General features: G+C 34.0%; 16 protein-coding genes. 13 read left to right on the top strand and 3 right to left on the bottom strand.

What is annotated here, in order from left to right; all coding sequences use genetic code 11:
* The 5 genes from K6T82_RS04460 to K6T82_RS04440 all read left to right on the top strand — a co-directional run bounded on the left by K6T82_RS04460 (position 1) and on the right by K6T82_RS04440 (position 7,831).
* The gene (locus K6T82_RS04460; RefSeq protein ID WP_223704718.1) at positions 1-3,291 is read left to right on the top strand and encodes an efflux RND transporter permease subunit; all 3,291 of its coding nucleotides are present in this window, start codon (positions 1-3) and stop codon (positions 3,289-3,291) included.
* 244 nt (positions 3,292-3,535) lie between these two features.
* Positions 3,536-4,624 (top strand): efflux RND transporter periplasmic adaptor subunit, encoded by a 1,089-nt coding sequence (locus tag K6T82_RS04455; protein ID WP_223704717.1) that lies wholly within the window; start codon positions 3,536-3,538, stop codon positions 4,622-4,624.
* A gap of 314 nt (positions 4,625-4,938) precedes the next feature.
* Positions 4,939-5,853, top strand: coding sequence for a DUF6731 family protein (locus K6T82_RS04450; protein ID WP_223704716.1), 915 nt, complete (start codon positions 4,939-4,941; stop codon positions 5,851-5,853).
* 508 nt (positions 5,854-6,361) lie between these two features.
* Positions 6,362-7,048 carry a hypothetical protein gene (locus K6T82_RS04445; protein ID WP_223704715.1) on the top strand — a complete coding sequence of 229 codons (687 nt, stop codon included), beginning with the start codon at positions 6,362-6,364 and terminating at the stop codon, positions 7,046-7,048.
* Positions 7,049-7,141: 93 nt separating this feature from the next.
* A complete protein-coding gene (locus tag K6T82_RS04440) occupies positions 7,142-7,831 on the top strand; it encodes a hypothetical protein (RefSeq protein WP_223704714.1) in 690 nt (229 codons plus the stop codon).
* Between the two features lie 65 nt (positions 7,832-7,896).
* On the opposite strand, the gene K6T82_RS04435 is transcribed toward K6T82_RS04440, so the two are convergent.
* Both K6T82_RS04435 and K6T82_RS04430 read right to left on the bottom strand, forming a co-directional pair.
* A complete protein-coding gene (locus K6T82_RS04435; RefSeq protein WP_223704713.1) occupies positions 7,897-8,130 on the bottom strand; it encodes a hypothetical protein in 234 nt (77 codons plus the stop codon).
* A gap of 447 nt (positions 8,131-8,577) precedes the next feature.
* Complete coding sequence (locus tag K6T82_RS04430) at positions 8,578-9,126, bottom strand: type 1 glutamine amidotransferase domain-containing protein (protein ID WP_223704712.1); 549 nt, start codon at positions 9,124-9,126, stop codon at positions 8,578-8,580.
* Positions 9,127-9,883: 757 nt separating this feature from the next.
* On the opposite strand from K6T82_RS04430, the gene K6T82_RS04425 reads away from it, so the two are divergent.
* The 5 genes from K6T82_RS04425 to K6T82_RS04405 all read left to right on the top strand — a co-directional run bounded on the left by K6T82_RS04425 (position 9,884) and on the right by K6T82_RS04405 (position 17,545).
* Positions 9,884-10,561, top strand: a complete 678-nt coding sequence (locus K6T82_RS04425; protein WP_223704711.1) for a response regulator transcription factor — start codon at positions 9,884-9,886, stop codon at positions 10,559-10,561.
* Positions 10,558-11,913, top strand: a complete 1,356-nt coding sequence (locus K6T82_RS04420; protein ID WP_223704710.1) for a sensor histidine kinase — start codon at positions 10,558-10,560, stop codon at positions 11,911-11,913. Before K6T82_RS04425 ends, K6T82_RS04420 begins: the two co-directional genes overlap by 4 nt.
* Positions 11,914-12,057: 144 nt before the next feature.
* Complete coding sequence (locus K6T82_RS04415; protein ID WP_223704709.1) at positions 12,058-13,293, top strand: TolC family protein; 1,236 nt, start codon at positions 12,058-12,060, stop codon at positions 13,291-13,293.
* Positions 13,294-13,323: 30 nt separating this feature from the next.
* Positions 13,324-14,412 (top strand): efflux RND transporter periplasmic adaptor subunit, encoded by a 1,089-nt coding sequence (locus K6T82_RS04410; protein ID WP_223704708.1) that lies wholly within the window; start codon positions 13,324-13,326, stop codon positions 14,410-14,412.
* 31 nt (positions 14,413-14,443) lie between these two features.
* Complete coding sequence (locus K6T82_RS04405; RefSeq protein ID WP_223704707.1) at positions 14,444-17,545, top strand: efflux RND transporter permease subunit; 3,102 nt, start codon at positions 14,444-14,446, stop codon at positions 17,543-17,545.
* Positions 17,546-17,777: 232 nt separating this feature from the next.
* Here the strand turns inward: K6T82_RS04405 and K6T82_RS04400 are convergent, their stop codons facing one another.
* Positions 17,778-18,215 carry a cupin domain-containing protein gene (locus tag K6T82_RS04400; RefSeq protein ID WP_223704706.1) on the bottom strand — a complete coding sequence of 146 codons (438 nt, stop codon included), beginning with the start codon at positions 18,213-18,215 and terminating at the stop codon, positions 17,778-17,780.
* A 131-nt stretch (positions 18,216-18,346) separates the two neighbouring features.
* On the opposite strand from K6T82_RS04400, the gene K6T82_RS04395 reads away from it, so the two are divergent.
* The 3 genes from K6T82_RS04395 (at position 18,347) to K6T82_RS04385 (ending at position 20,043) form a co-directional block, all read left to right on the top strand.
* On the top strand, positions 18,347-18,574 hold the full coding sequence (locus K6T82_RS04395; protein ID WP_223704705.1) for a hypothetical protein: 228 nt from the start codon (positions 18,347-18,349) through the stop codon (positions 18,572-18,574).
* Complete coding sequence (locus K6T82_RS04390; RefSeq protein WP_223704704.1) at positions 18,564-18,863, top strand: type II toxin-antitoxin system RelE/ParE family toxin; 300 nt, start codon at positions 18,564-18,566, stop codon at positions 18,861-18,863. Before K6T82_RS04395 ends, K6T82_RS04390 begins: the two co-directional genes overlap by 11 nt.
* Before the next feature lie 256 nt (positions 18,864-19,119).
* Positions 19,120-20,043: an SMP-30/gluconolactonase/LRE family protein gene (locus K6T82_RS04385; protein ID WP_223704703.1), complete on the top strand. Its 924-nt coding sequence runs from the start codon at positions 19,120-19,122 to the stop codon at positions 20,041-20,043.
* The last annotated feature ends 98 nt before the right edge of the window (positions 20,044-20,141 follow it).

The following is a 20,141-nucleotide window of genomic DNA, read 5'->3' as shown; positions in this document are numbered from 1 at the left end:
ATGAATTTAATACGTTTTGCACTCCGCAAACCCATTTCCATTTTAGTATTGGTTGCGGGTCTATTTTTCTTCGGAATTGGTGCCATCAAAGACATTAAGGTAGATATTTTACCAAAAATGAATTTGCCGGTTATCTATATCGCGCACCCGTTTGGAGGTTATACGCCAGACCAAATGGAAGCTTATTTTGCCAAAAACTACGTAAACGTTTTACCTTTCTCGAACGGTATCAAATCGGTAGAAACTAAAAATATTCAGGGGTTAATGATTATGAAATTAACCTATTACGAAGGAACGAACATGGCTCAGGCAGCTGCCGAGTTAAGTGCACTTTCGAACAGAATCCAGGCGGCTTTTCCTCCGGGAACTCAGCCACCGTTTATCATTCGTTTTGATGCTTCTTCTCTTCCAATCGGACAATTGGTTTTGAGCAGTAAGATTAGATCAAACAACGAATTACAGGATTTAGCCAACGTTTATGTTCGTGCTTCGTTTACCGCAATTCCTGGTTTATTATCTCCTGCGCCTTTTGGAGGAAGCCCGAGAACAATTGAGGTTAACGTAGACCCAGATTTATTGCGTTCTCATAATATGACGCCAGACCAAATCGTAGATGCGATTCGTTTGAACAACCAAACTGCTCCATCTGGAAACGTGCGTATGGGCGACAAAAACTATATTACGCCAACCAATAATACCATTAAAGAAGTTAAAGATTTTGAGCAGATTCCGTTATTCAAAGGCGGTGTTCAAAACTTAAAATTAGGTGATGTTGCCTCTGTAAAAGATGGTGCCGATATCACAGCAGGTTATGCGTTAGTAAACGGAAAACGTTCGGTTTACATTAGTATTGCAAAAGCGGGAGATGCTTCGACTTGGGATGTGGTTCAAAAATTGAAAAAAGAATTGCCTAAAATTCAAAGTACACTTCCTGAAGACGTAAACATTACGTACGAATTTGACCAATCGGTTTATGTAATCAACTCCGTAAAAAGTTTGATTACTGAAGGAATTATTGGTGCGGTTTTAACGGGATTAATGGTATTGTTATTCTTGGGTGACCGTCGTGCAGCGTTAATCGTAATTATGACGATTCCAATTTCTATTATTTCTGGAGTTTTATTCCTGAAATTATTCGGACAAACGATCAACTTGATGTCTTTATCAGGATTAGCTCTTGCGATTGGTATTTTGGTGGACGAAAGTACCGTTACCATCGAAAATATTCACCAGCATCTCGACATGGGAAAACCAAAAGCGCTCGCCATTTGGGATGCCTGTCAGGAAATCGCTTTACCTAAATTATTGATCTTACTTTGTATTCTAGCCGTATTTGCACCAGCATTTACCATGGTTGGTATTCCTGGAGCGTTGTTTTTGCCTTTGGCTTTAGCAATTGGTTTCTCAATGGTTATTTCGTTCTTATTGTCTCAGACTTTCGTGCCTGTAATGGCGAACTGGATGATGAAAGGACATGAAAAACATGCACACGAACCAAATATTACAGACGACGAAGCAGAATTTAACGCCTGCGGATTAACACCTGAATCGGAGCAAAATTTAATTGGTCAGAAAAAGGATTTGGTTGAAAGAGAAGATTTCAACAATGATGGAAAAGTTTCTGGTTTCGAAAAATTCAGAAATCGTTTCATGCGAACTTTAGATCGTTTGTTTGTTCATAAAAAGGCAACGACAATTATTTATCTAACGGGATCTATTCTTCTGGCTGTTTTGTTTATTAATTTCATCGGAAAAGATGTTTTCCCAAGAACCAATTCAAGTCAGTTTCAATTAAGAATGCGTGCGGTTGATGGAACACGTTTGGAAAGAACAGAAGAACAAGCTAGAGTTGTTTTGAAAGAATTAGAAAAAATGGTTGGAAAAGAGCATATCGGAATTACATCTGTATATGTGGGGCAGCACCCTTCTCTATTCTCGATCAACCCAATTTATTTGTTCATGGCAGGTTCTCACGAAGCGGTTTTCCAAGTGAGTTTAAAGGACTATGAAGCAGACATGGATGACTTTAAAGACGAGTTTAGAGCAAGATTGAAAAAAGTATTGCCTGACACTAAACTTTCTTTCGAGCCAATCGAATTGACAGATAAAGTTTTAAGTCAAGGTTCTCCTACTCCAATCGAGATTCGAGTTGCCGGAAAAGACAAAAAGAAAAACGAATTGTACGCGACTCAAATTGTAGACAAATTAAAAGCGATTTCGTATTTCAGAGACGTGCAAATTGGTCAGCCAATTCATTATCCAGCAATGAATATTGACATTGACAGAACTCGTGCCGCTGAATTAGGAGTAGATATGAATGATATTTCTCGTTCGCTTGTAGCTTCGACCTCATCTTCACGTTATACCGAAAAAAATAACTGGGTTGATGAAAGAGCGGGATTATCATATTCTGTTCAGGTTCAAGTGCCTTTAAACAAAATGAAAAGCAAAACTGATATTGGAGAAATTCCAGTATTAAAAAACTCGCTTCGTCCTGTTTTAAGTGACGTTGCCAAAATTACACCAGGCTTTGTAAGTGGTGAAAATGACAACTTAGGGGCCATGCCATACATTACCGTTACGGCCAACATCTACCAAACCGATTTAGGTACGGCATCAAAAGATGTGAGCAAAACAATTAGTTCATTGGGCGAATTACCTCGTGGTTTATTTATCACGCCAATCGGACTAAGTACTGTATTGACTGAAACATTAAGCAGTTTACAAACGGGGTTATTGGTTGCCGTATTCGTAATCTTCTTAATGTTGGCCGCTAACTTCCAATCGTTCAAAGTTTCGTTGGTAATCTTAACAACGGTTCCTGCGGTAGTTTTAGGATCATTATTAATGCTGACATTAACTGGTTCAACATTGAACTTACAATCATACATGGGAATCATCATGTCGGTTGGGGTTTCTATTGCCAACGCCGTACTTTTGGTGACCAATGCCGAACAATTGCGTAAAATAAATGGAAATGCCTTAGAATCGGCTCGTGAAGCAGCAGCGTTGCGTCTTCGTCCAATTATCATGACTTCTGTTGCGATGATTATGGGTATGTTGCCAATGGCAATCGGACATGGCGAAGGAGGCGATCAAGTTTCTCCGTTAGGAAGAGCGGTTATCGGTGGATTATTATTTTCTACTTTTGCCGTATTATTGATCTTGCCGCAAATATTTGCATGGGCACAAGAAAAAACATCGACACAATCTGTTTCTTTAGATCCTGAGGACGAAGAAAGCATCCATTATATCTCATCAATCAGTAAGTCGAAAGTTGGAAAGTCATAAAGTCGAAAGTCATAAAGTCGAAAGTCGAACTCGTTGGATGTAATTTTTTTTAAACACATAGAAACATAGATTTTAGTTTTAAATAAAAAAAGGTAAAAGAAAAAACTAGTTTTCACACATAGCTATGTGCATTGAAACAAGTGAAACGCCTTTATTCATAAAGAAGAGCTATGATTCTATGTGTTAAATTAAATTTTATTCACTTTCAAAAGCTTAAAACATATTCATTATATAAAACCAAAAAATGAAAAGTAACATTATAAAATCATCTGCATTATTATTTACAGCATTAGTTGTATTAAGCGGTTGCGAAAAGAAAAAAGAAGAAACTGCAAAACCAGAAATCGAACCTAAAGTTGAAACTTTCCTTTTATCGAAAGAAAAACTAACAACTGAATTGCGTTTACCAGCTGAATTAACAGGTTTCCAACAAGTTGATTTGTATGCAAAAGTGAGCAGTTTCGTAAAAACTTTAAAAGTTGATATTGGAACTAAAGTAAAAAAAGGACAGCTTTTAATTGTATTAGAAGCGCCTGAAATCAGTTCACAATTGGCTGCTGCCGAATCTAGATTGAAATCTATGGAAGCGATTTACGCAACCAGCAAAAGCACATACAACCGTTTGTACGAAACGAGCAAAGTGGAAGGAACAATTTCTAAAAACGATTTAGAAATGGCGAACGGAAAGAAAAATTCTGATTACGCACAATACCAAGCTGCAATCGCTGCTCACAAAGAAATCTCGATTATGAGAGGTTATTTAGAAATCCGTGCTCCATTTGACGGTGTTGTAGCGGCTAGAAATGTGAATTTAGGAACATTTGTTGGTCCGGCAGGAAAAGGTTCAGATTTGCCTTTATTAACGATTCAAGAGCAATCTAAATTACGTTTGGCGGTTTCTGTTCCAGAATTGTACACAGGATATTTACATGCAGGAGACGAAATGAGTTTTAATGTAAAATCTCTGCCAGATACTTTCTCAGCTAAAATTACCAGAATGTCTGGCGCTTTAGATTTAAAACTTCGTTCTGAAAGAGTTGAAATGGATGTTCACAACACCAAAGGAAACTTATTACCTGGAATGGTTGCCGAAGTTCTTTTACCGCTTAACGCGAAAGACAGTACGTATGTAGTTCCAAAATCGGCAGTAGTAAGTTCTGCAGAAGGAATTTATGTGGTAAAAGTTGTAAACCACAAAGCAACAAGAGTTGACATTAAAAAAGGAAGAGAAATCGAAGATAAAATCGAAATTTTCGGTGACTTGAACCCTCAAGATAAACTGGTAAAAATCGCCAGCGAAGAAACTAAAGAAGGCGATATCATAAACGAATAACCTGCGTTTAGTCTTCTTTTTAGTAGATTACCAATTACTGTACGCATTCTTCGGAGTGCAAATCTAAAATTTGCCTTAGGACAGTTCCCTCTGATTTGTGGGGAGCTGTCCTTTTTTTTAATACAAATTAGGTATAAATACTTACTAACACATCTATATTTATTCATACACTTGTTATTTTAATTTTTATAGATTATGGTTTTCCATAATCATACCCTGTTTTTTATGTTTAATTTCACAAAACATGTAAAAACCTATAAATCAAAAAGTTTAGTTTTTTAAAAGAAATAAAGTAACTTTAATAATAAGAAGTAATGGCAAAAAAATACAAAAAAACAAAAATAAACTACTATCAGATAAAAGTAAACCTAAAAAATGCTTCAACTCAAAAAATTAAGGATGTAAAATCAAAATTTAAGAAAGCAATTAGTTTTAAAAACTTAAAAGTTCAGTTTATAGATCAAGGAGATGGTACTGTTTCAGCTATAGAATCAAGAGAAATAAATATTAGATATTTAGGTGGCGCTTTGGTATACACCCAAGAAAAAAATATTCCTCCAAAATGGAATCAGGAAAATAAAAAGCTCGAAGCCATAAATATTAATGGCTTTAATGGATTAGGATATGATGCTGCATTTTTTTATGACTCTGAGAATATGATTATTGCTATTGAAAGTAAAGTACCTGGTCCAACACTAGAATCATTTTGTAATTTATTAAGACAAAATTTCAATCTGCCAAGTTTTGAAATAATTGTAGTTACTTCAACAAATGATTATGAAAAATTCTTAAACTCTAAGGGAGTTAGAAATTTAGAAATAAAAATGCTCAGTTTAGATAATGTTCCAGAAAAAAAATCTAAAATTAAAGGAGTAATGGAAACAAAAGATTTAGTTGACACAATTGACGGATCATATATAGACGTAAAAATTGCAGCTGGAACCGATCGAAATAAATTCTTAAATTTTAAAGCGATAAAACAATTGGCAAATTTTGCAATTTCATCTGTAGGATTCAAGCATGAAGTAACAAAGTTTAAAGTAGATATTGTAGATTTAGATTCTGGTAAAATTGAACCTATTGATTTAATAACTAATCGAATTTTTGATTACATACAGGTTGAACAAGTTACTACTATAACTAAATTTTCAATTAAAGAAAAAATCACTCAAATTGAAGGTTTTTATTTGAAAAGAAAACCTAAATTAGATAAAGCATATAGACTATAATTTAATATGGAATGTAAAAAAAAATATACACTCATCGCCAGATGGGAAATGAATTATCCAATTATAATTTCAACTATATTGTTATTGTTTTTTCTTTTAATAGGTAGCAGTATAAAATTTAATTTTATTGGTTTAGTAGAAGTGAACATGTCACTTTTTGGAATATTAATTGGTTTTTTAATTACGGTTTTGACAATAATTAATTCATTGGATAATCAATACATCAGAGCAATTAAAGAAGATTCTGAAACATTTAATCTTTTCAAAAATTATTTAATCAATGCTATTTGGCTTTCATTTTTTACAATAATAATTGGAGTTTTGTATATATTCATTTTTTCTACATGCATCTTTCCTACCAAAGACTTTTATGAAATTATAATTTTTTTCATTACAACATGGTCACTTATCAGTTGCTATCGTTTTATTAGTTCATTTGTAAAAATTGCAATATAATTTAGAACATTATAATTATCGCTAATAATAATAAACAATTTAAATAAACTAAATGGAATTATATTTAATTGGAGTTATAATAGCTATATCAGCTTTATATATAAAAACTTATATCCAAGAGAAAGCAAAAATAGACGCATTAAAATCAGAAAATAAAAAGTTAATTGATCAAACAGAAAAAATAAAATCAAAATACAGTAAAGAATTAGAAGAACTCAAAAAAGAACATCAATTGGAGATCTCTAAAAGAAGATATAAATACGAAAGCAAAAGAGATCAATACGTTTCTTTTTTCCAGTTTTTAGATCAATTCACAAAAGACAACACTACTAAATCTCAAGAGAAAATGGCATTAATCATAAATGATTTTATGACTAATTTTTTAAATACTCAAGAACATGAACATCAAATGAAGGCGATAACGACTATGAGTAATGAGATGCAGAAGTTAACATTTGAAGCCAATAAAGATTTAATTAGGGTTAAACAGGAAACTAATACCATTAGATTAATTGCTAGTGAAAAAGTAATTCAAAAACTTGATATGTTAAATTTAGCTTTTGACAAAACACTAGCAGATAGCAATAAAACGTTGAATGATTTGCCTTCATTAATAATGAATGGTGATGATCACAGTATAAATCAGAATCAAAAGCAATTAGAAGAATCAGGGAAGCTAGTTAAAAAATATAATGATGAATTAATTGCTTTGATGAGAGAGGAATTAGATGAAATATAAACTAGATATGTAGATGATCAAAATATCATTAGCACTCCTTAAGGTTTAAAAAATATAAAAATTAATTAGTTGTAATCGAAATTTTTAAATAGCATGTTAAAAATTGATGAATATATAATAATACGAGACTTTATAAAGAAGAAATCTTTGTTATTAATGGATCATGAAAAGAAGAATCATGCAAGAACTGGAATCGCAATAAATAATTACAGAACAATTGAAATTAATGGAAAAACATACTATTTAATTCCAACTAATTTATTTACAGCTATAGTAGATAGATATCTTGGAATTGCAAGTGCAAAATATCCAAATCAATTTGGAACAGGCAATGCAAATGACGTTATTAAGGCCATATATGACTTAGAGCCGTGGTTTGATTTAAATAGATTCAATGAAATTTTAAAAACTGAGCAATTCTGTTACGTAGTAGAAGTAAAAAATGGAGTTATTAATGAGAAACTACTCCGAATCGATTTATATCGTGATATCAAAGAAAATAAAAATGGAGGCTTTGACTTTATAGGTGGTGTATTTCATTGCTATAAACATTTTAGTTATGAAGGAAATCCATTATCAACAAGTAAAGAAATAAATGATATTAAATATCCTTCGGTGCTTATTTTTAAAATAATTACTGCTTTTTTTCAAGGCAATGTAACAGTTGTAGATAAATTTACGTCGTATTCCGAAGTACAGATTAATAATGAAAAATTGAGATTAGTATTTTATTATGAACAAAATACAGAAGTTTTTTTTGTAAAAACTGCTCATAAAATATAAGCATTTTAATTATTAAATTAAAAACCTCGATCCTAAAAAATCGAGGTTTTTCCATTTTATAAACCTTAATCCTCACTCAAATAAGGATTCAAAATCTCTGCCAATTCATTGACCCAATAATAATTGTCTTCGAAATTTGTTAGTCCAATTTGGAGGGTTTCGTGTTGCCGCATTACGCCGAGAGCTAAAATGCAGTTTACTTGTCTTAATATTTTAGCCATATCTTCGGGATCGATAATATGGTTAAAAAAATCAATCAGCCTTGTTTCGGCTTCTTTGGAAAGGGTGTTTGTACTCATAATGTCGTAGTATTAGGAATATAAAAACCCTTGTATCTAAGTGTTCCTAACGCCTACGACAGCGCTTTACGGTCGTTTCCGATACCGCACACATCATACAAGGGCAAATTTCTTTAGCCGTAAAGTCGTAATTATAGGAACGCCAAATATAGGAAAAATCTTTATTTTATATTCTTTTTCTTACAACTACTTTATGTTCTTTAACAAATATACTAAATCTATATTTTGGGATGTATTTATCGCATTTTTGTCATTTCGACGGAGGAGAAATCTTCGCGAGAAACTCCGCAACAAGAACCCAATCTTTTTCGAGCTACTTGCGGAGATTCCTCGTTCCTCGGAATGACAAGATTGTGGGAATAGTCGAACCCGATATTACAAACAAAAAAATGCAAGACCAAAATTGATCTTGCATTTTTATAGTTTCATAAATCTAAAAATATCTTTTTAGACTCTCTGACGCTCGTGTATTCCTTCTTTAATTTCTTCCACCATTTTTTTATTAAAAGCTGGCAAATCATTTGGGTTTCGGCTGGTTACTAATCCGTGGTCTACGACAACTTCTGAGTCTTCCCATTGTGCTCCGGCATTTATCAAATCGTTTTTGACAGAGAAAAACGAAGTTACTTTTCGACCGTCTAAAACATCTGCATCTACCAGAATTTGTGGTCCGTGACAAATCGCAGCTACTGGTTTTTTACTTTCAAAAAACGAACGTACAAAATTTACTGCAGCTTCTTCTCTTCTTAATAAATCAGGATTTATAACTCCTCCTGGCAGAACCAAAGCATCGTAATCGGCTTCATTTGCCTGATCTAAAACGACATCAACATTATATTCGGTACTCCAATTTCCGTCTTTCCAAGATTTGATCGTTCCAGATTTCAAACTGACGATATCTGCATTCCATCCTTGCTCTTCCAGATAGGCTTTTGGAGATGCTAATTCTGATTCTTCAAAACCGTTTGTGGCTAATATGGCGATATTCTTTTTCATAATTTCTAATTTTTAAAATGTGATTAATTTTGATTTACCTAAAATTAGTTATTTCAAACAGCCAAGGAAAACAGACGATGTTAAAGCTTTCTTTAATAAAAGTTAATTAATTGAATTACAGATTTTTATTAAAAATTAAACGGGAATTATGTAAGATTGGGGTTAATTGGGATTATTATTTTATAGTGGTTTATCTCGTGTTTTTTGTCATTTCGAGGAACGAGAAATCTCCGCGAGAAACTCGACAAAGATTGGCGATTTAGATTGTGGAGCTACTTGCGGAGATTTCTCGTTCCTCGAAATGACAAGATTGTGGAAATTCGTTCCTGATCTCATTTCGACACAAGAAGATACGAAATGATAAACTGCATGTTAATTTGGCTAAAGCCTTTTTCTTATATCATCTCAAAATCCCCCTAGTTGAAACTAGGGGCAACTGAAAAAAATCAATTGCCTCCATCTTTAGATGGAGGTTAAAAAATTAAGGATAGAAATGGCTTTAGCCTAAATCGCGCATTTGGCTAAAGCCATCTTATTATATGACCTTTTATTTTCCTCCAGCCAAAGCAGAGGCAATTCATAAAAACTTAAATAACTTACCTGTTCTTATATGGTTCAAAAATATTCCAAACTTCATATTTAGATGTCTTTCAAAAAATAAATGTTATTTTTGTTACTCTTTCAAAAGCACTTTATCAGATTATTGGGTTTAAACATTTCGGTTTTTATCCAAACAGCAACACTTAACATAGCATTTATGAATGTTTTACTCATTGAAGATGATAAACGCATCAGCGAATTTATTATAAAAGGTTTAGAAGAAAATAACTTTACCGTGCATCTTGCCGAAACGGGCGAAATGGCGCGCGACCTTGTTCAGGAAAACACTTGGGATATTATCTTGATGGATATTATGCTTCCGGGAATCGACGGAATTCAACTGACGAAATTAATGCGTTTTAAAAAGATTCATACTCCAATTTTAATGCTCAGCGCTTTGAGTAATACCGATGATAAAGTTACCGCACTAGATTCTGGCGCCGATGATTATCTCGTAAAACCTTTTCATTTTAAAGAATTGATTTCTAGAGTAAATGCACTTACCCGAAGAACGAAATTCAATTACAACGAACCCGAAACTTTATATACCTGCGGAACTTTAACCATCAACCCAGACGAGCATAAAGTCACAGAAAACAACGAACTGATCGATCTTTCGCCAAGAGAATACAAACTGCTTTTGTATTTATTAGAAAACCGAAATAAAGTCATGTCTCGAACGCAGATTTTAACTGCGGTTTGGGGAATTAATTACGACAATAACACCAATGTTGTCGATGTGTATATTTCGTATTTAAGAAACAAAATCGAACACAATCATAAGTTCATTCACACCATAAAAGGAATCGGTTACATGCTAAAAGAAGACTTATGAAAATCCGTAATCGTTTTACCTTAATTTCTTCTTTGACATTCAGCGTCGTGTTTGTCATTGCTTCACTGATCACGTATTTTTCTTTCTACAGTTATTCTGAAAAAATCGTGTATAACGAATTGCAGAAAACCTGTTTATTGACTGGGATTTTCTATTTAGAAAAAGACGAACTTCCAGAAAATCAGCATTTAATTATCGGACAGCAATTCCGTGAAAATTCACTTGAAATTGTGACACGTGTTTACAACGAGAAAAACCAAATTGTGTATGGTGATAAAACTTCGGATCATAATATAAATGCATCAAAACTAGATTACATTAGAAAAAACCGAAAATTAAGTTTCAAATCCAAACATCATTTTTATTTCGGGAGTTATTACCATGACAATCAAGGAGATTTTGTGGTTTTCGTCAAAAAAAATGATACCGATTTCAAAACCATGACCGATAGATTATTGATCATTATGATTTTGGTTTTAATATCAGGATTGGTCACAATTTATCTCGCCAGCCGACTGCTTTCTAATTTGGCTTATACTCCAATCAAAAACATTATCAATCAAGTTAATGAGATTCAGGCTTCTTCTCTAGATAAACAAATTGTTTCTTCCAATACCAAAGATGATATTCAGGAATTGATAGAAACGTACAACAATCTGCTGAAACGACTTTCGGATACTTTTATCATTCAGAAAAACTTCATCAATTATGTTTCGCACGAGTTTAAAACGCCTTTAACCGCTATTTCAGGAAACCTAGAAGTTTTTGCTCAAAAAGATCGAACCAGTGCCGAATACAAAGAAATGTCTCAGAAAGTGTTAGAAAACGTCTATCAAATCGAAGATACCATGAATACTTTGATGATGCTTTCTGGTCTTCGCGAGAATATGGAACTCAATGAAATTTTCAGGGTCGACGAATTGGTTTGGGACATCAACGATCAATTGTCTGCGAGTTATCACTTAAAAGGACAAATTCAAATTGCTTTAGAAGTTTCAAATGACAAACTGCTTTCGATTCACGGAAATTCTAACGAAATCAAAATCGCTTTATTTAATATCATCGAAAATGCCGTTAAATATTCAGATGGAAATCCGATAAAAATTAGTTTATTGGAACAAAATCAGCAACTAAAAATTGTTGTTGAAGATCAAGGAAAAGGCATTAGTGAAGACGATCTTCAATTTATCAAACAAACCTTTTACAGAGGCAAAAATGTAAGCGATATAAAAGGAAGCGGCATTGGTTTGACTTTAGCTAATGTGATCTTCAAACAAAATAATATTGAGTTTACCATAACTTCTAAAAAAGCGGTTGGAACCACGGTAACACTTGTTTTTCCAAAACTCTAATCGTTTTCTAATCCAACTCTTACTGGTTTCTAATAGACATCAAATTAGGGCTTAATATGTAGCAAATAGCTTTGCAACTTATTAAATCTACTCAATTTGAAACGTCTATTTTTAACCTTGTTTTTAATTGTATCGCTCAAAAGTATGGCACAAATTGCCATTACAGATACAATTACTCTTTCTCGAAATCAAGCCGAGGCTATATTTCTGGAAAAGAACATTTCTCTTATTTCCGAAAAACTGAATATCGACATTGCTGACGCACAAGTTATTCAGGCAAAATTATGGCCAAATCCAACCTTGACTGTTGGAGAAATCAATCTTTGGAAAAATGCTACAGCGCAACAATTGCCCGTATTATGGGGAAATTACGGAAGAACGCAACAAGTCAATGCCGAATTAGAGCAATTGATTCAGACGGCAGGAAAACGTAAAAAAATGATTGCGATGGAAAAAGTAAGCGCTGAAATCGCTAAGGAATATTTCAAGACTTTTTTACGCAATTTAAAAATCGAATTTAGAGAAAACCTAACCGATTTACAATACAATCAAGCACAAGAAGAAGTGTATCAAAACCAGCTTTCTTCGATGCAGACTTTATTGAAAGCGTATAAAAATCAGGTTGCGCAAGGAAATGTTGGTAAAGGCGAATATGTTCGTTTGAAAGCTACAGAACTTCAGTTTTTAAAAGAAATTAATGATTTACAAAAAGAGAACAATTCTTTACAAAAAGAATTGAAAGTTCTAATGAATCTTCCTGCTACAAGTTTCATCAAATTGACTGATGAAGGTTTTGTTCCTATGAATAAAAATATCGAAGAAATCAATTTGGCGAATCTTATGGAATCGGCAATTGAAAATCGTCCTGATATGAAAGTGCTGAAACTTGGAAACGAATACAACGACAACAAATACAAATACGAAAGAGCCATGCGTACGCCAGACGTGACACTTGGTGTAAGTTACGACCGTGGAGCGAGTTTAATGAATGATTTTGTTGGAATTGGATTCTCGCTTGATCTTCCGTTTTTTAATCGAAATCAGGGAAATATTAAAGCCGCTAAAATCGCGATTGATCAAGGAAAACTGCTTACGGAAGAAAAAACTTTAAGTGTCCAATCTGAGGTTTTAAATGCGTATCAGGATTTCATCACCACCAAAAAATTATACGAAAGTGCCGATGCCAGTTTTGAAGGCGATTTGGATAAACTTTTAGAAAGCTATCGTAAAAATTTCATGCAAAGAAATACCAGCATGTTAGAATATCTGGATTTTGTCGATGCATATTTAGACAACAAATCAATACTGCTGAATTCTAAAAAAGACCTGAACAAAAATCTGGAAGAACTGCGCTACATCACGGGGCAGGAAATTAATTAATACATCACTTACTCAAAATATAAAAAGATAATGAAGAAACTTATTGTAATCCCAATGCTTGGGTTAATGCTCGTTTACGGATGTGGCAAGAAAGAAGAAGTTAAAAAAGCACAGGATGAAAAATTCTGTATTGATAAAGATTTAAAAGAAAAAATTACGATTGAACCAGCACAAAAACGTGCCGTAAGCGAATCGATCAATCTTACAGGAAATATTACTTATAACGGAGATCACGTAGTTCAGTTTAACAGTCTTGTGGAAGGAATTATTACTAAAACAACTTTCTCATTAGGCGATTATGTAAAAAAAGGACAAGTTCTGGCAGAGATTAAAAGTACAGAATTGAACAGCATGCAGTCCGAAAGCAGATCATTACAATCTCAGATTACAGTGGCGCAACGTCAATTGCAGGCAACCAAATCTATGTTTGAAGATGGAATTTCTTCTCAAAAAGATTTGCTTCAAGCGCAAAGCGAATTGGACGTTTTAAAATCTTCTTTAGAAAATGTAAGGGCCAATTTAGCCATGTTCAGTGCAAGCAGTGATCGATCTGTCTTCTTAATCAAAGCGCCAACTGAAGGTTATATTGTTGCTAAAAACATCAGCACAGGAACTCAGATTACAAGCGAAAGTGATCCATTATTCACGATTTCTGATTTAAAAGAAATTTGGGTTTTGGTCAATGTTTACACTAGTAACCTAAAAAACATTAGCGAAAATATGGCTGTTGATGTTACAACACCAGCTTATCCGGGAGAAATCTTTAAAGGAAAAATCAATATGATGTCAAAGGTTTTTGATGCAGAAGAACACGTTTTAAAAGCTCGAATTGTAATGGACAACCGAAACCTGAAATTAAAACCAGGAATGACCGCTGATATTACTATCGATAAAAGTATTGGTGGCGAAGAATTGGTTTCGGTTCCTGCAAAAGCAGCCATTTTTGACAATAACCGCGATTATATTTTAATCTATAAAGACGATTGTACAATTGAAACCAGAGAAATAAGTCCGAAACTGAAAAACAACAGCTGGCTTTATTTTGACAAAGGCGTTAACGAAGGCGAAAAGGTGATTACCAAAAACCAATTGTTGATTCACGAAAGATTAAAAAACTAAGATCCTTAAAAACGGATAAAAAATACAAGACATGAAAAAATTTGTACAAGGTCTGGTGGCTTTCTCCTTGAAAAACTCACTCATTGTGTTTTTCCTGACTGCCGTTTTATTGGTGGCGGGAATCGTGAGTTATATTCATACACCCATAGAAGCATTTCCTGACGTAACCAATACAAGAGCCAGAATTATTACACAATGGCCCGGACGAAGTGCCGAAGAAGTAGAGAAATTCATCACACTTCCTATTTCGAAACAAATGAATACGATCCCGAAAAAGGCAGAAGTTCGTTCTATTTCCCTTTTCGGATTATCGGTAGTTACGGTTTTATTTGATGATGGAGTTGAGGATTTTTACGCACAGCAATACGCCTCAAACCGATTAAACGGATTGGATCTTCCAGAAGGTGCCGATGTTGAAATCGATCCGCCGTCTGGAGCAACGGGTGAAATCTTTAGATATGTTATTAAAAGTGATCTGCCTATTAAAGAAGTTCAGGCGATTCAGGATTGGGTTATCGAAAGAGAATTGGTTGCCGTTCCCGGAGTTGCCGATGTGGTAAGTTTTGGTGGAGAAGAAAAAATGTTCGAAATCAAAATTAATCCAACGGAACTTGAAAATTACAATTTATCGGCATTGGATGTTTACGAAGCCGTTTCAAAAAGTAATATCAATGTGGGTGGGGATGTTATACAACGTGGCGATCAGGCTTATGTCGTACGTGGAGTTGGATTAGTGAATAAAGTCGAAGATATTGGAAATATTTTAATTGAAACCAAAGGCGGAGCACCAGTTTTAGTAAAACACGTTGCAGAGGTTACGATTTCGGCCAAACCGCGTCTGGGGCAGGTTGGTTTAGATGGCGACGATGATGTTGTAGAAGGAATCGTAATTATGCTTCGTGGTGAAAATCCAGGCGAAGTTATTGGCAGATTGAAAGAACGTTTGGCCGAATTAAACGAAAGAGTTTTACCGGATAATGTCAAAATTGTTCCGTTTATCGACCGTACAGAATTGGTTAATACAACTGTAAAAACAGTTACCAAAAACTTAATTGAAGGCGTTTTACTGGTTTCATTAATCGTGTTTATTTTCCTTTACAATTGGCGTACTTCGTTAATTGTGGCGACTGTGATTCCGCTTTCATTTTTGTTTGCCATTGTAATGTTACGAATTCAGGGACTTCCTGCGAACTTGATTTCGATGGGAGCGCTCGATTTCGGGTTACTACTTGAAGGAACGTTGGTTATCGTGGAAAATGTGTTTGTTTCTCTCGAAAAGAAAGCCCATAAAGTAGGAATGGAACGCTTTAACAACATGAGCAAAATGGGATTAATCAAGAAAAGTGTGGGAAGCGTGGCAACCTATATTTTCTTTGCCTTGATTATTTTGATTGTGGCGCTAATGCCAATTTTCTCTTTCACGAAAGTGGAAGGAAAAATGTTCTCTCCCCTAGCCTTTACTTTAGGTTACGCTTTATTAGGTTCACTGATTTTATCACTTACTTACGTTCCAGCGATGTGTAAAGTGATGCTGAAGAAAAACATTGTCGAAAAAGAAAACATGATTTCACGTTTCTTTAGAACCAATTTGTACAATCTTTTCAAATGGAGCACCAAACATCGTAAAGCTACGATTTATGCTTTCTTGGCTTTATTAGCAGTTTGTTGCGTACGATTTGCATTTTACGGATCAGAATTTATTCCGAAGTTGAATGAAGGTGCGATTTATGTGAGAGCAACGCTTCCTAATAGTATTAATTTGGATGAATCGGTTCGATTGACAAAGGAAATGAAAGCCAAAATCAGGAAGTTTGAAGAGGTAAAATTTGTGCTTTCGCAAACGGGAAGACCAAATGACGGAACCGACCCAACAGGATTTTTTAATATCGAATTCCATATTGAATTAAAACATAAAGACGAATGGAAACACGATATCAGCAAAGAAGAACTGATTGCCGAAATCAAAAAAATACTCGATGTTTATCCAGGAGTTGCATTTGGTTTTAGTCAACCCATTCAGGATAATGTGGAAGAATATGTAGCGGGAGTTAAAAGTCCGCTGGCGATTAAGATTTTTGGAAGTGATCTTTTTCAAATGGAAGAAATGGCAGCAAAAGTTGCTAATTCCATTAAAGATGTAAAAGGAATTGAAGATATCAACGTTTATAAAAACATTGGATTACCAGAATTGAGAATTCAGCTTGAAGATGAAAAAATGGCGCGTTATGCCGTAACCACTGCCGATGCGCAGGCGGTTATTAGAATGACAATTGGTGGACAAGCTGCTACAAAATTCTATGACGACGAAAAGATATTTGACATTACACTTCGTTTTGAAAAAGAATACCGTGATTCTAAAGAAAAAATAGAAGGTATTTTGATTCCGACTATGAATGGTAAAAAAGTGCCTTTAAAAGAAATTGCAACGGTAGAATACAAAACCGGACCGACTTTTATTTATCGTGAAGGAAACAGCCGTTATATTGCCGTAGGATTTAGTATTGAAGGACGCGATTTAGGAAGTACGATCGAAGAAGCACAGAAAAAAGTGGCTGCAGAAGTTAAACTTCCAAAAGAAAATGTCATGAAATGGGCAGGAGAATTTGAAAGTAAAGAAAGAGCTTCAAAACAATTAGCGATGATTGTTCCTGTTGTTTTGATTCTGATTTTATGTCTGTTGTATTTCAACTTTGGTAATTTCAAAGATACTTTGGTAGCGATTAGTGCCATGCCATACGCCTTTATTGGCGGATTTTTATCCCTTTGGGCAACAGGAACCGTTTTCGGAATCTCGGCAGGAATTGGGTTTATCATTCTATTTGGAGTGAGTGCAATTGACAGTATTGTCCTCATCGGAATGATTCGCGAAAATATGCGCGCGGGAATGCATTTAAAAGATGCCATTTCGCACGGAATTTACAGCCGTATTCGTCCAATTGTTATGATTGCTTTAATGGGATCTTTAGGATTATTACCTGCTGCATTATCAACAGGAATGGGTTCTGAAGTTCAAAAACCACTTGCGATTATGATTGTTGGAGGTTTGATAACTTGTATGATTCTTTCACTGACGGTTTTACCACAGGTTTTCTATTTGGTTTACCGTAAAAAAGATACGAATACCGATTCGTAGTTTGTAATTGTAATTATTTATTCTGAAAGCACCTTTGAACTTTTTAAAAGTTTGGAGGTGTTTTTTTGTTTATGAAAAAAATGATTTCAAACATCTATCATGTTTTTGTCATTTCGACCGAAGGGAGAAATCACACTAGAAACTCCGCAAAGTATGTCCAATCTTTGTCGATCAGCGAGTGTGATTTCTCCCTTCGGTCGAAATGACAAACTAGGCGTAAAATTGATAACGACTACCTCAAATCCATTTTAATAACCAAATATTTCAAATCCGTATTTCCAGCATTACTTATTCCGTGTTCTGCATTTGGCGGGCAGTACAAACTTGTATTTGGTCCAACAACAACTGTTTTTCCATCTAAGAAAAAAGAAGCTGAGCCTTCCAAAATATAAAAGAATTCTTCTTCGGGATGATGGTGTGGTGCGTGTGTTGATTTTCCTGGTTCGACAATACTCATTTTTAAAGTATTTTCATGAGTGAAGTTTTTATCGCCAAACCAATATTGATAGCCTACTTTTGTTTTCGTGGCTTTGTCTAATTCAAAATGATTGACACAATTTTCGATTGTGTATTGTGGCGATGCGGTTTCTTTTTTGGTTTCTTGTGCAAAGCTTATTTGTTGGAAAAATAAAACTACAAATGTGGTTTTTAGGGTGGTTAGTGTTTTCATTTGTTTTTATTGTAATGTTACGAAAAAATTGACGTTCATAAATAATACAAGAAAATAAAATGTTATCATTAACATGAAAATTAGACTTTTGTCATAACTTTGTTTATCAACTTTAGTAAATTTTAAAAATCATGCAAGCAATTAATATAACGGCGTATACAGAAGATGCATCCCAAATCGAAGCTGTAAAAGCTTTTATGAAATCACTAAAGATAAAATTTGAAATTGTAAATGTAAAACCTTACGAATTGTCAGAAGAACAACAACATATCTTAAATGAACAAGTAACTTCGGATAAAAAACTTTACACTGATGCTGAATCTGTTTATACTGATTTAAAAAAGAAGTATGAGTTATAAGGTTATTGTTTCTCCAATTGCATTAAAAAATATTGAAGAAGCCATTGAATATTATATTTTTAAAGCTAATAAAAAAATAGCTTTAGATTTTTTGAATGATTATAAAAAAGTTTATAAAGCACTTCAAATAAACCCTTTTTATCAAATTCACGATAATAACTATCGCTATCTCCCTTTTAAAAAATTTCCTTACATCGCATTTTTCATTGTTGATGAATTATCAAAGACGGTATTTTTAAATGCTGTTTTTCATACTTCGCAAAATCAAGAAAAATATCCTGTTAGATAACCGTTAAATTGTAGTTTATATAAGTTTCAGCGGGACGCAACGTTTTATCTATTTCACTTTATTAAAATAACATCTAGTCTTTAGAGCTACTTTCGAAGATTCTTCGTTCCTCAGAATGACAAAATTGAGGGCAAACTTTGCGCCTTCGGAAATTTGCAAGATTAATTTAAGCAACAAATTTAAATCCAACTTTGCAGGATATCAGAAATAAAAACTACTTTTAAAAACGCGCTAAAGCACTTTTAAAATTTTTATTATGCCCTCATTCCAATTTAAAATAAAATCACACCTTTTAATTGTTATTGTTTTAACTTTTACAAACTTTATATACGCTCAAACATCAAAAGAAAAAAGTCAGGACTTAATAGCAAAAGGCGCAGTTCTCACAAAACTATCAGATCAATTCAGTTTCACAGAAGGGCCTGCTGTTGATAAGAAAGGAAATATTTATTTTACGGATCAGCCTAATAATAGAATCATGAAATGGTCGGTTAATGGTGAGCTTTCTGTTTTTATGGAAAATGCAGGAAGAGCCAACGGTTTGTATTTTGATCGCACAGGCAACCTTTTGGCTTGCGCGGATGAAAAAAATGAGCTTTGGAAAATAGACCAAAACAAAAGTTATAGTGTATTAATCAACAATTTCGAAGGAAAAAGGCTGAATGGTCCTAATGATCTTTGGGTTGACCCAAAAGGCGGAATCTATTTTACAGATCCTTTTTATCAAAGAGATTACTGGACACATACCTCTAAAGAAATAGAAAAAGAATGTGTTTACTATTTATCTCCAGATAAATCCAAAATTACGAACGTTGATAATGATCTTGTAAAACCTAATGGCATTATTGGAACTTCGGATGGAAAAACCTTGTATGTAGCTGATATAGGAGCAAATAAAACGTACTCTTATACAATTGAAACTAATGGCTCTTTAGGCAAAAAAAAGCTGTTTACTGAATCAGGTTCAGATGGAATGACAATAGACGAGTTTGGAAACATTTACTTAACCGGAAAAGGAGTTACCGTATTCAATCCACAGGGAGAGAAAATAGCCCATATTGATATTCCGGAACCATGGACAGCTAATGTTTGTTTTGGAGGAAAAAAATTCAAAACATTATTTATTACTGCCGGTAAAAGCGTTTATACAATAGAAATGAACGTTCGGGGAATGAAATAATCGATATATTTTTAACTGGACTGAAGTCCAGCCCTACAATATGAGGCATTCCTACGGAATTTTTCTTATTCATCCCGTAAAAAAGAGCCAGAGGCTCT

It is taken from the genome of Flavobacterium potami (assembly GCF_020026915.1).
Classification (GTDB): domain Bacteria; phylum Bacteroidota; class Bacteroidia; order Flavobacteriales; family Flavobacteriaceae; genus Flavobacterium; species Flavobacterium potami.
This window is presented reverse-complemented; position numbering and strand designations above follow the sequence as displayed.

What these genes read in the sequence shown, in the direction of transcription:
- K6T82_RS04455 (WP_223704717.1), top strand. Translation starts at nt 3,536, where the DNA reads ATGAAAAGTAACATTATAAAATCATCTGCATTATTATTTACAGCATTA.
- K6T82_RS04410 (WP_223704708.1), top strand. Translation starts at nt 13,324, where the DNA reads ATGAAGAAACTTATTGTAATCCCAATGCTTGGGTTAATGCTCGTTTAC.
- K6T82_RS04425 (WP_223704711.1), top strand. Translation starts at nt 9,884, where the DNA reads ATGAATGTTTTACTCATTGAAGATGATAAACGCATCAGCGAATTTATT.
- K6T82_RS04460 (WP_223704718.1), top strand. Translation starts at nt 1, where the DNA reads ATGAATTTAATACGTTTTGCACTCCGCAAACCCATTTCCATTTTAGTA.
- K6T82_RS04435 (WP_223704713.1), bottom strand. Translation starts at nt 8,130, where the DNA reads ATGAGTACAAACACCCTTTCCAAAGAAGCCGAAACAAGGCTGATTGAT.
- K6T82_RS04385 (WP_223704703.1), top strand. Translation starts at nt 19,120, where the DNA reads ATGCCCTCATTCCAATTTAAAATAAAATCACACCTTTTAATTGTTATT.
- K6T82_RS04430 (WP_223704712.1), bottom strand. Translation starts at nt 9,126, where the DNA reads ATGAAAAAGAATATCGCCATATTAGCCACAAACGGTTTTGAAGAATCA.
- K6T82_RS04415 (WP_223704709.1), top strand. Translation starts at nt 12,058, where the DNA reads ATGGCACAAATTGCCATTACAGATACAATTACTCTTTCTCGAAATCAA.
- K6T82_RS04450 (WP_223704716.1), top strand. Translation starts at nt 4,939, where the DNA reads ATGGCAAAAAAATACAAAAAAACAAAAATAAACTACTATCAGATAAAA.
- K6T82_RS04395 (WP_223704705.1), top strand. Translation starts at nt 18,347, where the DNA reads ATGCAAGCAATTAATATAACGGCGTATACAGAAGATGCATCCCAAATC.
- K6T82_RS04390 (WP_223704704.1), top strand. Translation starts at nt 18,564, where the DNA reads ATGAGTTATAAGGTTATTGTTTCTCCAATTGCATTAAAAAATATTGAA.
- K6T82_RS04440 (WP_223704714.1), top strand. Translation starts at nt 7,142, where the DNA reads ATGTTAAAAATTGATGAATATATAATAATACGAGACTTTATAAAGAAG.
- K6T82_RS04400 (WP_223704706.1), bottom strand. Translation starts at nt 18,215, where the DNA reads ATGAAAACACTAACCACCCTAAAAACCACATTTGTAGTTTTATTTTTC.
- K6T82_RS04405 (WP_223704707.1), top strand. Translation starts at nt 14,444, where the DNA reads ATGAAAAAATTTGTACAAGGTCTGGTGGCTTTCTCCTTGAAAAACTCA.
- K6T82_RS04420 (WP_223704710.1), top strand. Translation starts at nt 10,558, where the DNA reads ATGAAAATCCGTAATCGTTTTACCTTAATTTCTTCTTTGACATTCAGC.
- K6T82_RS04445 (WP_223704715.1), top strand. Translation starts at nt 6,362, where the DNA reads ATGGAATTATATTTAATTGGAGTTATAATAGCTATATCAGCTTTATAT.